The following is a 12,361-nucleotide window of genomic DNA, read 5'->3' on the forward strand; positions in this document are numbered from 1 at the left end:
ACAGGGACGTCCGTCGACTCGAGTCGAATCGACCGAGCGCGTGGCCGGTCCGGTTAGTGGTCGTGGGGCGGCGCGTTCAGGGCAACCGTCTGCCCGTCATCGCTCGAGCGATAGATCGCGTCGACGACCCGCTGGACCCCCAGCGCCTCCTCGAGGCCGCTCCCGACTCCGCGACCGGCGTCGATCGCCTCGTAGAACGCGCGCTGTTCGTCCGCGTGCGGGTCGTTCTCTTTCGGTTCGATCGTCGTGTCGACGAAGTGATCCGCGCCGTCGGAACTCGCCGAGTGGAGCGTGAGTTCGTTCTCGAGCAGGTTGAATCGGGCCGCAGCGTCCGTCCCTCGAACGACGAACTCGTGGGTCGGTGGCCGGTTCGTCGCCCAGGCAACCTCGAGTGAGATCGTCCGGTTGTCAGCACAGCGGATGAAGCTGCTGGCGGAGTCGTCGACGTCGAACGCGTCGGGGCCGTTGTCATCGCCCCACATTTCGAGGTAGGTGTAGTCCTCGCGCGAGCCGAACGCTGATCGGGTGACACCCGAGACTTCCTCCACGGTCGGTTCGCCGAGTAGGTACAGCGCGAGGTCGATAGCGTGGACGCCGAGATCGATGAGTGCGCCGCCACCTGAAATCTCGCGCCGGGTGAACCACGAGCCACGGCCCGGGACCCCCCGCCGGCGGACGTAGTTGGCCTCGACGTGGGTGATCTCGCCGAGTTCGCCGCTGTCGATCCGCTCTTTGAGGAGCCGGACCGTGTTCCGGAATCGATTGTTAAACCCGATCATGCACGTGCCATCAGTCGTTTCGGCCGCGGCAGCGATCCGTTCGGCACTCTCGAGGGAGTGGGCCAGTGGCTTCTCGAGGAGTGTATGGAGGTCGCGCTCGAAGGCGTCGACAGCGTAGGCCTCGTGGAACTTGTTCGGGGTCGTGATCACGACAGCATCGGCGACGTCGTAGAGGTCGTGATGATCGTCGTAGACGTCGACACCGTAGCGCTCGGCGAACCGATCACGGGCCTCGGCCGAGACGTCCATCCCGCCGACGATCGGAACGCCGAGTTCCTCGAGTCGGTCGGCGTGGTACTGGCCGATGTTGCCGAGGCCAATGATGCCGGTTCGGACGGCTGGTGGCTCCGACGTCATCGCTCCTCCACTGGGTCGGTCGCGTCGGGGGCTCGCTGCGATCGGGCGTCGTCGCTGCGCTTAGTACAACTGCTCTTCTCGGTCCTGTCTGTCATTGTCGTGTTCCTGTTGTCGACTACGTTCGGTTCTTGCGCGTCGATACTGTCGAATTACGGGGATGAGCTTGTTTTTGACGTCGAGTGCGAACGAGACGATCCCGTAGATCCAGAAGAAAAACAGGACCGTCAGCCCGCCGTAGTAGACGACGGCGACGAGTTCACTCATGTTGGCCTCCTGATTCGGCCTCCGGAGCCACGCTCGCGGTCGGCGTGGCGTCCGAGAGATCGGCGATCCCGTGGGTGATCGCCTCGCCCGAGGCCGTCTCGAACAGGTGTACCTTCGAGCGATCGAGGACGACCGAGACGGACTCGTCCTCACCGACTTCGGTGTCCGGATCGACGCTCATCAGCAGCTGGTTCGATGCGGTCGAGGCCTCGTTGCTGGTCATCATCTCGCTGCTCGCGCCGTCGAGTGAGAGATAAATAAAGATCTCATCACCCATCGGCTCGAGGACGTCCGTTCGCGCCTCGATCGTCTCGGACGTGCTCGTCGCCGAGTCGGCCTCGCGCTCGAGGGAGATGTCCTCCGGGCGAATCCCCATCGTGACGTCGTCGTCGATGGGCTCGAGGCCGTCGGAATCGAACTCGAGGTCGAAGTGGTCGGTCGTGAGTCCGTCGTCGGTCAGGTTGCCTTCGACGAAGTTCATCGACGGGGAGCCGATGAAGCCGGCGACGAACCGGTTTTTGGGCTCGTTGTAACAGACCAGCGGCGGATCGATCTGCTGGAGTTCGCCAGCGTTGATGACTGCGATCCGATCGGACATGGTCATCGCCTCGGCCTGGTCGTGGGTGACGTAGATGATCGTCGTATCCAGCTGTTTGTGGAGTCGCTGGAGTTCCGTGCGCATGTGCACCCGCAGCTTCGCGTCCAGATTAGCGAGCGGTTCGTCCATCAGGAAGACGTCGGGTTTGCGGACGATCGCGCGTGCGATCGCAACGCGCTGTTGTTGTCCACCCGAGAGCTCGCTCGGTTCCCGGTCTAACATCCCCTCGAGCTGGACGACGTCGGATGCCTGTTCGACTCGACGATCGATCTCGTCTGTGTCGAACTTCCGCAGGCGGAGGCCAAAGGAGATGTTCTCGTAGACGTTCATGTGGGGAAACAGGGCGATGTTCTGGAAGACCATCGAGACCCCACGGTCTTTCGGCGGCAGGTTGGTGACGTCCGTCTCACCGATCGTCACCGTCCCTTCTGTCGGCTTCGTCAGCCCGGCGATGGTTTCCATCGTCGTCGACTTGCCACAACCGGAGGGGCCGACGAGACAGACGAACTCGCCGTCTCGGATCTCGAGATTCATTTCGTCGACGGCGACGATATCTTCGTAGCGTTTCGTTACGTCGTCTAAGTGTACTCGTGCCATGGTTACTCTTTAAGTGCGCCGTCGGTCAGTCCGCTCACGATCTTTTCCTGTGCGACCACGACGATGATCAACATCGGCAACACGCCGACAATACTGGCGGCTGCCATCAGATTGAAGTCCGTCGTGTACTGGGTCTGGTAGCTCAATATCCCGCCCACCAGTGGCGACCACTGCTCGGGCTGGTTCTGTAACGCCATAATCGAGCTGAAAAAGTACTCGTTGTAGACGGCGATGAACGTCAACACGGCCGCCGTGGCGACGCCGGGTGCCGAAAGCGGCATAATCACGCGAAACAGCGCGCCCAGTCTGGTCGTTCCCTCGACGCGTGCCGCATCCTCGAGTCCGTCCGGAATCTGCGAATAGAACGTGGTGAGGATGAAAATCGACAGCGGGAGGAACAACGCACTGAAGGGCATGATCATCGAGCCCGGCGTGTTGACGAGTCGTGGCGGTTCGAACAGCTCGATGTCCAGGAACGGAATGTACACCGCGTTCCCGAGGAACGCATCGTACAGCGGGATCAGGAACGCCGCCGGCGGGAAGTACGACACTGCCAGAATGGCGAGCATCATCAGACCGCGGCCGGGGAACTCGAGGCGGCCGAAGACGTAGCCGGCGAGGCTCGCGAGCAACAGGACGATGACCGTCGTCGCCGTTGCGAGCACGAAGCTGTTGAACACGTAGAGGTGGAACGGCACCTGCTGGAACACCTCGACGAACGCGTAGACGTTGAACCCCTGTGGCGTCGGGAACGGGACCTCACCTAGCAGCGGGATCGAGACGTTCCAATCAGCCTGTCGAACGCTTGGCGTCAGTGCCAACACTAACAGCCAGTAGAACGGGAACAGCGTCGTGACGAGGAAAAACGCCGCCGCGACGTAGAACAGCGCTTTGTACAGTCGATTGCGCTTTTCCTGATCATTGACGACGCCGTGGGTCCAGCGCTCGAGTGGTCCCATCTCGTCGTCGGCTGTCTGGGTGGAGTCGGATGCGGCCCCCATCTCAGAACCCCTCCTTGTACTGCTGGTAGATGACGCCCAACACGGCAATCGCAATGACGCCGGCCGTGACGAACGCGACGGCGGCCGCGAGGCCGCGGTTCGTGTTGAACGTCGCGACGACCATACACGACAGCGATGGCACGGTCGTACAGCCCGACACCGAGTCGATGAGACCGTAGATCCGCATCGCGTCGATGGTGCGGAACAACACTGCAATCCCGAGGGCGGGCAAGACAAGCGGGAACGTGATCAGCTTGAACTGCTGCCACTTGGTCGCGCCGGCGACTTTCGCCACGTCGTAGAGGCTCCGGTCGATGCTCTGGAGGCCGGCGAGGATGAGCAACGCCATGAACGCCGTCGTTTTCCAGATGTCCGCGACGGTGACGATCAACAGCGAACTCATCGGATCGTTGAGCGTGTTGTCCGCGGCAACGAGGCCCCAGTTCGCCAGCGGCTCGGTGAGGAAGCCGGCGCTCGGGTGGAACATCAGGTAGAAGATCATCCCCTGGATGACGATCGGGATCGCCCACGGGATGATGATCGCGGCGCGGACCCAGCGCCGACCCCGGAAGTCCTGATCGAGGACCAGCGCCTGCCCGAAGCCGATGATCGTCTCGAAGAAGACGCTCACGACGGTGAAAAGCAGCGTCACCGCGAGTGCGCTTCGGAGCAGTCCCTCGAGGTGGACGAACGGGAAGCTCCCACTCGTGCTCACGCCGGGCAGGAACGTCGTCGAGCCGGGGAACCGCGGGCTCGCGCCGCCGGTGAACAGCTGGACGTAGTTTTCGAACCCGACGAACTCCGGGTCAGAGAGCACGTTCTGATATAGCGACAGCTCGAACGTCCGCAAGAGCGGATACAGCGCGATCGTCCCCAACAGGAGCATCACCGGCGTCAACAGCAGGTAGGCGAACCCCGTCTCGCCGAGGTTCTCCATCCAGCGCGTGATCGCGACGACCGGTCCCGATCGATTCGATTGCCGGGTGGGACCCGTCGTTCGGTCTTCTGTGCTCATCCTTACTCTTCCGTGGCTTCGAGCCCGTCCTGCAGATCAGCCGCTGCATCCTCGGGGCTTTTGTCCCCGGCAACGGCGAGGTTGACCTCCTCAGAGATGAGACTGGACTGGTCCGGCCAGACCGTCGTCACGGGGCGTGGCATCGCATTCTCCCCGGCGACGCGTAGCGTCTGCATGTAGTTGCCCATCGGCTCGACCGATTCGGCGTCCTCGGTGTCGAACAGGGCTGGCTTCGGTGGAACCCAGCCGTAGAGATCGAACATGCCGAGATTGAACTCGTCGGTCATCGTCGCGCGAATTACCTCGAGTGCCTCCTCTTTGTTCTGGGAGTTGGGGTTGAGGACGATGTGCCAGCCGCCGAGTGCGGACGTCGAGCCGCCCGTTCCGGGCTGGGCGGCCTCGTCTTCGGTCACGGCGTAGGGCATCGGCATCGCGCCGTAGTCGTCGACCGTGAGATCGTCGCCTTCGTCGCTCTCGAGGTTCGTGTTGATCGCGTACGGCCAGTTGCGCTGCATGACCGCTTCGCCCGACAGGATCGCTTCACGAGCGTCTTCTTCGGTCCAGGAGGTGATATCCGAGGTGGCGAGACCGAGCGGGTACTCGTCCTCGAGGGTGTGCTCGTCGGCTTCGTCGGCGACGAACGTCCGCATCATCTGTAGCCCCTCGATGAATTCGGGTTCGTCGACGGTCACGTCTCGCTCGCCGATTGGACCGAAGAGGTCCTCGCGACCGCCGAAGTACGCGCCGCCAAACGAGGACATGACTTCGTTCCACGTACAACAGGACGTTCCCTCGTACTGGTCCCACTGGGTCGCGAGCCCGTACTCCGCGTCAGAGGCCTCGACGATCTCCTCGGTGAGTTCGGCCCATTCTTGCCAGGTCATCGGCTCGGTTGCCCACTCCTCGAAGTCGTCGTCGTCGTAGCCGGCTTCCCGAGCGTAGTCCTTGCGGTACTGCATCGTCGGGTAGTCCGGGAAGATCGGAACGCCGTAGAGGTCGCCCGTCTCCGGATCGCGAGCCGTCTGGGTAAAGGATTCGAAGTACTCGTCTTCGACGAGCGAGAGGTCCTCGTCGTCGAGTTCCTCGCTCAGATTGGCGATGTGGCCGCGCTGGATGAAGACGTTCACCCAGCCGTTGTCCATCAAGAACAAGTCCGGCTGGGTCTCTTCGGCCTGCAGCAAGTTCGTATACGAGTCTCGTCGGTCGTCCGTGTCTTCGTCGCCGGGTTGCAGCCGGATGTCGATCCCGTCGGCCCCGTTCTCCTCGAGGAGGTCGATAATCTCGTCGCCGACTGCCTCGTCGGCGTTCGGGTCGATCCCCCAGACGACGGCGTCTTCGGACGTCGAGTCGCCGTAGATACAGCCCGCGAGGCCGACTGCAGCCCCGCCTGCACCCGCTGCCTTGACGAACGTCCGCCGTGAGACGCTCGAGTTGTTATTCTCATTTGCCTGTGAGTATCTCTCACTCATAGGAAAGAATATGATAGTCTCTGGTATTTATAATTACTGGTGAGGTACAACAGGTGTAGTTAACCAATTCAGTCAAATCCATCGAGAGCACGGGCCGTTCCAGAATCGGCTCAGCACCGCACAAAGCAACAGCTCATCGTCGCGCCCATCGCACAGCAGACGTCGGAAAACGGACCGATCTTAAGTGATTGATTCGATCGTAATCCGTATCGCCTCGAAATCTTCGATCATCGCCCCCCAGCCACCGACGGAGTACGTGCCGTCGTCGGTCGCAAGCGTTAGCGAGGCTTCGCCTGCCAGCTGTGTAAGCGGTGTCTCACGGTCGTCACTCGTCGAGACTCCGGCGTAAGTGATGTCGGTGATCGTCCCATGTTGGGTCACCTCGTGGCCTGTATCAGTTGCGAAGCCGTGGATCGTCGCCTCGATCTGCCGGCCGTCCTCGAGCAGCGGGACGATATCCCGGAGACACTGCCGGAGATCGACGTAGGTGATCGGCAACTCGTCGTCGCGTGCCGAGTAGATCGTCTCGTGGACCTCCCAGAGACAGGTCTGGAAGTACCAGTTGAAGACGTAGGCGTGGGTTCGATCGTCGACGATGATGCCGTACTCGTTCGTCGAGCCGCCGTGTGGGGAGAAACACGTCCACGATCGGTCGATCAACGCCAGAAACGGCGAGGGAATATCGCGATAGCGGGCCTCCGTACACGCACGGGAAAGCTCGTCGGTCGACGGTAACTCCGGCTCGGCTCCCGTCTGTGGGAACAGACAGACCTTCACGTCGACGCCGTTTTCGGTGGCCGTCGCGAGCGCATCCGAGAGGTCGCGGAACTGCGACGGCGTCAGGCCGATCTGGACCTGATTCGTGGCCGCTCGAATCAAGTCGTCGGCCTGCGCCAAGACCGTGTCGAGGCGTTTGACGATGCTGACTTTATGCTCCTCGAGGTCAGGTCGACTCCAGCGATCCTCGATCTCCTCGGCAGCAGTCTCGAACCGGTTGGCACGCGAGCGGAGATCCGCGAGGACGTCCGCCGGATCGTGCGCTCGAGCGTGTAAGCTGTCCTGTTCGTACGTTTCGATGTAGCCGTCATCCTCGAGGTCGCGTAGAACGTCGTAGATGCGCGGATCGGGGACCGAACTGGCCTGTGCGACGTCGGTCGCCGAGGCGGAACCGAGTCCCAGCAGCGTGACGAACGCATCGGCCTGATAGGGCGAGAGGCCCGCGTCCTCGAGCGTTTCGGTGAGTTCGTCACTGTCCATCGGGAATTATCACCTGCAGTGGATCTCGAGGACTCGTCGACCGGTGACAGTCTGACGAGTGACGCTGCTGGCGGTCACTCAGCGGTGGTCGTTGGTTCGCTATCGCACGCGTGTTCATCTGGCTGAACCTTAGACCTGTTACAAAAAAAGCTACTGCTGGCGCTACACTCAAGACAGTGCACTCGGAACGCATGGCCCATGACCGATTTCAGAGAGCGGATTCGACGGCGCGAGTACACCGGCGAGAACCGATGTTGGCCGTGTACGATCACGAACGGCGTGCTGGTTGCCATCGCCGTCGGCGGGCTCTCACTTCTCGGTCGCCGAACCGCCGCGAAAGCGGTCGCCGTCGTCGGCACGGCAGTGATCGCCCTGCGTGGCTACGTCGTCCCGTACACACCGCGGTTCGCGCCCGCGCTCGTCGCCGCGCTTCCGATCGACCTGTTCGACCACAGCCGCCCGGTCGCTGCCACGGGTTCGCTCTCGGACTCGAGCATCGCATCCGCCGAGGCCAGCGAGACGGCCGAGCCGACCGGCGAAGCCGTCCTCACGACGCTCCTCGAGGCCGGCGTCGTCGTCCCCGAGGGCGACGAAATTCGGCTCACAGATGCTGCGCGCGACGACTGGCGACGCGAGATGCGAACGCTTCGGGAGGCAAAAATGGCAACGCTCGCACGGATCGCCGACGACCAGACCGACGCGTCGGTCGACGCGCGAGCGGAGCGACGCTGGGGCCGGTCGGTGCTCGTCCTCGAGCGCGACGGCGGCGTGCCGGTCACGCTTCGGCGCGGCGTCGCCGTCGCCGAACTCGCAGCCGCACGCTCTCTTGAGTCCCGCGTCGAGTCGGCCCCGATCCGCCGGGCCGCCGGCCGGCCGCTGCGCTCGCTGCTCGAGGCGTGTCCCCTCTGTGGAGACGAGTTGACGATCACGCAGTCGAGTTGCTGTGGCGAAACGACGCCCATCGGTCAGACGCCGTCGGAAAAGTTGGTCTGTCCCACTTGCGACGAGCGGGTTTTTACGTTCGACGACGCGGAACGCTGAGCGTGTTCAGTCTTCGAACGATGTCACAGCCGCTCGAGTCGGCAGCGCCGCCATCGCGCCGGCGGCCGTCGTCGCGGCGGCACCGACAGCGTTGGCAAAGGCGAGCGTGTCGGCCAGGTCGCGGTCCTCGCGCAACCCCACGATTGCGCCGGCGACGAAGGCGTCCCCCGCGCCGGTCGTATCGACGACGTCGGGCTCGTAGCCAGAGTGTGACGCTGTGCCCGCCCACGGCGTCCCGTCGTCGGCGACGGCGATCGCGCCCTCGCTGCCGCGTGTGACGAAGACGACCGACGGGCCGGCCGTCATCGCGTCTCGAGCGATCGCTTCGGCGTTATCGCCCTCGAAGCCGAGGCGCTCGAGTTCACCCGCGGTGGCTTTCAGCACGTCGACGGTCGCGAGTGCGTCGCGGACGACGCGCTGGTAGGTGTCGTCGTCGGCCCACAGCTCCGGGCGCTCGTTGGGGTCGAACGAGACGGTACAGCCTCGTTCGGCGGCCCGCTCGAGCAACTCGAGGGTCGCCGCTCGGGAGCGCCCGCTCGAGAGCGTGACGCCGCCGACGTGGACCCACTCGTGCGCTTCGAGGGTCGCATCGTCGATTCGTCCCGGCTCGAGGCGCGTGTCGGCGGTGCCGTCGCGATAGAACGAGAACTCACGGTCGCCGGTTTCGTCGTGGGTGACGAAGGCGAGTGAGGTCTTCGCATCAGGGTCCAGTTCGACATATCGGTCGGCAAGACCGTGCTCGCGGAGCGTCTCACGGAGGTACCGCCCGAAGGGGTCGTCACCGACGCGGGTCCAGAACGTCGGCGTGTGCTCGAGGCGCGCGAGGGCGACGGCGACGTTCGCGGGCGCGCCGCCGGGTCGTCGTTCGAACCCCTCGACCGCGTCGATCGGCCCTGAAGCAGTCGGGAGAAAGTCGATCAGCGTTTCGCCGGCGATCAGCACGTCGTGGGACACGCCGCTTCGTTCGCCGTCCGCTGGATAATGTGTTACGAATCCCCACGAGTGGCGGAGACGGACGAGGACGGTGGGTGAGACCGGGACGCGTTACTCGAAGCGGCCCTGGAAGACGATCTCCGACAGGGGCTTGCGGTCGCTGGGCTGTTCGCGCTCTTGTAGGTCCTCGGGCAGCGTCTCCGGCGGCGCGCGCTCGCCGACGGCGAACATCGCTTCGACCGCGAACTCTTCGGGCACGTCGAGTTCCTCGGCGGCGCGCTCGTAGTCGAAGCCGGCCATGCCGTGGACCGCGAGCCCGCGACGGGCACCTTCGAGGGCGAGGTTCTCCCACGCCGCACCGGTGTCGAAGGAGTGGACCGGCGCTGGCTGGCCGTTGTGGTCGAACGTCGTCTTCGAGAGGATCACCGCGAGCACGCCGGCGTCGGCCGCCCACGCGTTCCCCTCGCTCAGGAGGTCGACGAACGTCTCCCACTCGTCGTCCTCGCGGGTCGCGTAAACGAACCGCCAGTGCTGGTTGTTAAACGCCGATGGGGCCCAGCGTGCAGCTTCGAACAGCGGGAGGAAGTCGGCTTCCTCGAGCGGTTCGCCGGTCATCGCCCGCGGCGACCAGCGATTGACGAAAAGCGGGTCGATATCGTGGTCGGGACTGCGGTGGTCGGCGACGTCCTCGTCGAGGTCACGTTGTGGTGACACTGGGTGTTGCATCGCCCTCATCTATGGCTGCTGCTTATATGTATCCTTCCGGACATTTGGGTTACCAGGTAACATCGATGTCGTCGATATATGTGGACAGCAGCCATGAAACGAGGACTCTAGTTGTAGACTGATATGTTATGCCAGAAATAGCTACTGGTGTTCTCGAGTGGAAACAGCGAAAACAGAATAAGCGCGCGGTGTTCGAAACGGCGCGTGCCGTCGATCGAGATGGGTCGGTCGTTAGTCGTCGGCGGGTGCAGCCGTATCGCGTTCGATGTCGATGGTGCCCTCGTCGAGTTCGGCCTCGACGTTGCGGGCCGCTTCGACCATGTTCGCCATCTTGCCATAGGCGACCTCACGGGGCAACAGCTTCACGCCACAGTCCGGCGAGACGACGAGTTGTTCCGGCGGGACGATCTCGAGGCCCTTCTTGATGTTCTCCTCGATCTGCTCGACGGATTCGACCTCGGCGACGTGGACGTCGCTGACGCCGAGTGCGAGATCTGCGGTGAACTCGGGATCTTTGAAAACGTCGAGCTGTTCGTAGTCGCCGTTTGCGAGCTCGAGGTCGAATTCGTCGACGGGGAACTCCAGAATTTCGGGGTAGATCCGGGAGTAATCGCCGTAACAGACGTGGAGGCCGATGCGCACCTCCTCGGGAATGTCGGCAACTATCTGCTCGAGCGCTTCGCCGACGATGGCGTGGTCGTCGGGGGTCGTCGCGAGGGCGGGCTCGTCGATCTGGATGTAGCGCGCGCCGGCGTCGACGAGCTTTTCGATCTCCTCGTTGACGAGGTCGGCCAGTGCGAGCGTGAGTTCGTCGTCGTCCTCGTAGGCCTCGTTGAACGACCAGTTGGCGAGCGTGTAGGGGCCCGTGATCGGGACCTTGACGGGACGGTCGGTCGCGGCGGCAGTGAACTCGTACTCGTCGACAAGCCACGAGTCGGTGTACTCGACGTCGCTGACGACGCTCGGCTTGTCGAAGTAGTTGTGTCCCCACACCTTGACGGGGCCGTTGAACTCGTAGCCCTCGATCCGGTGGGCGAAGAACTCGACCATCTCGTTGCGGCGCATCTCGCCGTCGACGACGACGTCGAGGCCCGCGCGCTCGTGTTCGTTCGTGATCAGGCGGGCAGCGTCGTCTTTCGCTTCCTGATAGTCGTCCTCATCAAAGCCGTGATCAGGGTCCTGATACAGCTCTTTGGCGCGGTTGAGCCACTTGGGCTTCGGGTAGGAGCCAACGACGGTCGTCAGCAGGAAGTGGTCGTTTTCGTGATTCTCCGGTCGGAACTGGTCTTTGTTCTCGTTTGCGCTCATGCGACGGTCACCTCTGCGAGATCCGCGGCCTCGGCAAGCACCTCGAGTTTCTCCTCGTACTTGGCGTATGGCAGGTAGAACGTCTCCGTGTTCGTCGTCAGATAGACGGTTTCGAACTCGGTGACCTGCAACTGCTCTTCGACCCAGTCGACGCGGTCGCGGATCGCTTCTGGATCCTCGACCAGCGTGTTCTGGCCGTCGGCAAGGCCGAGCGAGACGTCGCCGGTCGCGCCGTACTCCTGAATGTTGTAGAGGTTGTCGTCCTGATTCGCGACGAAGTCAAAGCCAACCGCGTCGATGTCGGCGTCGAGCAGGTGGGCGTAGACCTTCTCCTCGAGTGCGCCCCAGTAGGGCTGGACGACGACGTCGGCGTCGGTCGCGCTCGCGACCTGATCGATCGCCTCGCTTGCGCGTTCATCTGCGCCGTCTTCGGGTGCGTTCTCGACGAGCGAGGGCTCGAGCAGGAACAGCGTCTCGACGTCTGGGAAGGCGTCGACTTCGCCTGCGAGGAAGTCAGCGATCGCGCCGAGGAACTCGGCTTCGTCGCCGTACTGTTCGTCGGTGGCGAGGTCTGCCAGCGAGTACGGGCCGGGGAGGACCGCCTGCAGGTCGTCGGTGAGTTCGGCCGCGGCCTCGAGTTCGTTTGCGACGTCGCCCGAGACGTCGAGGTCGCCGCTGACGACGGGCTCTCGATAGAAGTTGTTGTTGTCGTAGTAGCGGACGATGCCGCGGGTTTCGACGTTGTCGTGGACGGCCAGCGGGTGAGCGAGCATGTCGTCCCAGCGGAGTTGTCCTTCGACGATGCGGTCGAGACCAGCCGCCTGCTGGGTCTCGATCACTTCTTCGCGTGCTTGCTCATATACCGAGGAAATCTCCTCATCTTCGTCACCGCTGATGAGGTCGTGTTTCTGGTGGCCCTTCAGTTCCGAGAGATCGTCTTTCGCCCAGTCCGGGAGCGGAAAGAGCCCCGGCGTGGTCGAAACGTACTCAGTCATCGTGGGAGCGGCTAGGCTATA

Annotated in this window: 12 protein-coding genes; 1 reads left to right on the forward strand and 11 read right to left on the reverse strand. The window is 63.3% G+C overall.

The genetic code is table 11. From position 1 onward, the window contains the following. Positions 1-53 precede the first annotated feature (53 nt). The 7 genes from BW940_RS01455 to BW940_RS01485 all read right to left on the reverse strand — a co-directional run bounded on the left by BW940_RS01455 (position 54) and on the right by BW940_RS01485 (position 7,337). The gene (locus tag BW940_RS01455; protein ID WP_076607399.1) at positions 54-1,136 is read right to left on the reverse strand and encodes a Gfo/Idh/MocA family protein; all 1,083 of its coding nucleotides are present in this window, start codon (positions 1,134-1,136) and stop codon (positions 54-56) included. Positions 1,137-1,196: 60 nt separating this feature from the next. Continuing rightward, on the reverse strand, positions 1,197-1,400 hold the full coding sequence (locus BW940_RS01460) for a hypothetical protein (RefSeq protein WP_076607400.1): 204 nt from the start codon (positions 1,398-1,400) through the stop codon (positions 1,197-1,199). Continuing rightward, the gene (locus BW940_RS01465; protein ID WP_076607401.1) at positions 1,393-2,595 is read right to left on the reverse strand and encodes an ABC transporter ATP-binding protein; all 1,203 of its coding nucleotides are present in this window, start codon (positions 2,593-2,595) and stop codon (positions 1,393-1,395) included. The genes BW940_RS01460 and BW940_RS01465 overlap by 8 nt, the downstream gene beginning before the upstream one ends. A 2-nt stretch (positions 2,596-2,597) precedes the next feature. Beyond that, positions 2,598-3,596 carry a carbohydrate ABC transporter permease gene (locus tag BW940_RS01470; RefSeq protein WP_076607402.1) on the reverse strand — a complete coding sequence of 333 codons (999 nt, stop codon included), beginning with the start codon at positions 3,594-3,596 and terminating at the stop codon, positions 2,598-2,600. A 1-nt stretch (position 3,597) separates the two neighbouring features. Next, on the reverse strand, positions 3,598-4,611 hold the full coding sequence (locus tag BW940_RS01475) for a carbohydrate ABC transporter permease (RefSeq protein WP_076607403.1): 1,014 nt from the start codon (positions 4,609-4,611) through the stop codon (positions 3,598-3,600). Positions 4,612-4,613: 2 nt separating this feature from the next. Then, on the reverse strand, positions 4,614-6,080 hold the full coding sequence (locus BW940_RS01480) for an extracellular solute-binding protein (protein ID WP_076607404.1): 1,467 nt from the start codon (positions 6,078-6,080) through the stop codon (positions 4,614-4,616). 180 nt (positions 6,081-6,260) lie between these two features. Beyond that, positions 6,261-7,337 (reverse strand): TrmB family transcriptional regulator, encoded by a 1,077-nt coding sequence (locus tag BW940_RS01485; RefSeq protein ID WP_076607405.1) that lies wholly within the window; start codon positions 7,335-7,337, stop codon positions 6,261-6,263. A gap of 198 nt (positions 7,338-7,535) precedes the next feature. On the opposite strand from BW940_RS01485, the gene BW940_RS01490 reads away from it, so the two are divergent. Further along, complete coding sequence (locus BW940_RS01490) at positions 7,536-8,378, forward strand: hypothetical protein (RefSeq protein WP_076607406.1); 843 nt, start codon at positions 7,536-7,538, stop codon at positions 8,376-8,378. Positions 8,379-8,384: 6 nt separating this feature from the next. Here BW940_RS01490 and BW940_RS01495 read toward each other — a convergent pair whose 3' ends face one another. From BW940_RS01495 to BW940_RS01510, 4 genes are all read right to left on the reverse strand, one after another. After that, positions 8,385-9,332 carry a carbohydrate kinase family protein gene (locus BW940_RS01495; protein ID WP_076607407.1) on the reverse strand — a complete coding sequence of 316 codons (948 nt, stop codon included), beginning with the start codon at positions 9,330-9,332 and terminating at the stop codon, positions 8,385-8,387. Positions 9,333-9,422: 90 nt separating this feature from the next. After that, positions 9,423-10,037: a nitroreductase family protein gene (locus tag BW940_RS01500; protein ID WP_076607408.1), complete on the reverse strand. Its 615-nt coding sequence runs from the start codon at positions 10,035-10,037 to the stop codon at positions 9,423-9,425. 231 nt (positions 10,038-10,268) lie between these two features. Then, positions 10,269-11,345, reverse strand: a complete 1,077-nt coding sequence (locus BW940_RS01505) for a methionine synthase (RefSeq protein ID WP_076607409.1) — start codon at positions 11,343-11,345, stop codon at positions 10,269-10,271. Continuing rightward, positions 11,342-12,340, reverse strand: a complete 999-nt coding sequence (locus tag BW940_RS01510; protein ID WP_076607410.1) for a 5-methyltetrahydropteroyltriglutamate--homocysteine methyltransferase — start codon at positions 12,338-12,340, stop codon at positions 11,342-11,344. Before BW940_RS01510 ends, BW940_RS01505 begins: the two co-directional genes overlap by 4 nt. Between the last annotated feature and the right edge of the window lie 21 nt (positions 12,341-12,361).

The sequence above is a fragment of the Natronorubrum thiooxidans genome, from assembly GCF_900156475.1.
Lineage (GTDB): Archaea > Halobacteriota > Halobacteria > Halobacteriales > Natrialbaceae > Natronorubrum > Natronorubrum thiooxidans.

What these genes read in the sequence shown, in the direction of transcription:
- BW940_RS01505 (WP_076607409.1), bottom strand. Translation starts at nt 11,345, where the DNA reads ATGAGCGCAAACGAGAACAAAGACCAGTTCCGACCGGAGAATCACGAA.
- BW940_RS01485 (WP_076607405.1), bottom strand. Translation starts at nt 7,337, where the DNA reads ATGGACAGTGACGAACTCACCGAAACGCTCGAGGACGCGGGCCTCTCG.
- BW940_RS01490 (WP_076607406.1), top strand. Translation starts at nt 7,536, where the DNA reads ATGACCGATTTCAGAGAGCGGATTCGACGGCGCGAGTACACCGGCGAG.
- BW940_RS01475 (WP_076607403.1), bottom strand. Translation starts at nt 4,611, where the DNA reads ATGAGCACAGAAGACCGAACGACGGGTCCCACCCGGCAATCGAATCGA.
- BW940_RS01470 (WP_076607402.1), bottom strand. Translation starts at nt 3,596, where the DNA reads ATGGGGGCCGCATCCGACTCCACCCAGACAGCCGACGACGAGATGGGA.
- BW940_RS01510 (WP_076607410.1), bottom strand. Translation starts at nt 12,340, where the DNA reads ATGACTGAGTACGTTTCGACCACGCCGGGGCTCTTTCCGCTCCCGGAC.
- BW940_RS01455 (WP_076607399.1), bottom strand. Translation starts at nt 1,136, where the DNA reads ATGACGTCGGAGCCACCAGCCGTCCGAACCGGCATCATTGGCCTCGGC.
- BW940_RS01480 (WP_076607404.1), bottom strand. Translation starts at nt 6,080, where the DNA reads ATGAGTGAGAGATACTCACAGGCAAATGAGAATAACAACTCGAGCGTC.
- BW940_RS01460 (WP_076607400.1), bottom strand. Translation starts at nt 1,400, where the DNA reads ATGAGTGAACTCGTCGCCGTCGTCTACTACGGCGGGCTGACGGTCCTG.
- BW940_RS01500 (WP_076607408.1), bottom strand. Translation starts at nt 10,037, where the DNA reads ATGCAACACCCAGTGTCACCACAACGTGACCTCGACGAGGACGTCGCC.
- BW940_RS01465 (WP_076607401.1), bottom strand. Translation starts at nt 2,595, where the DNA reads ATGGCACGAGTACACTTAGACGACGTAACGAAACGCTACGAAGATATC.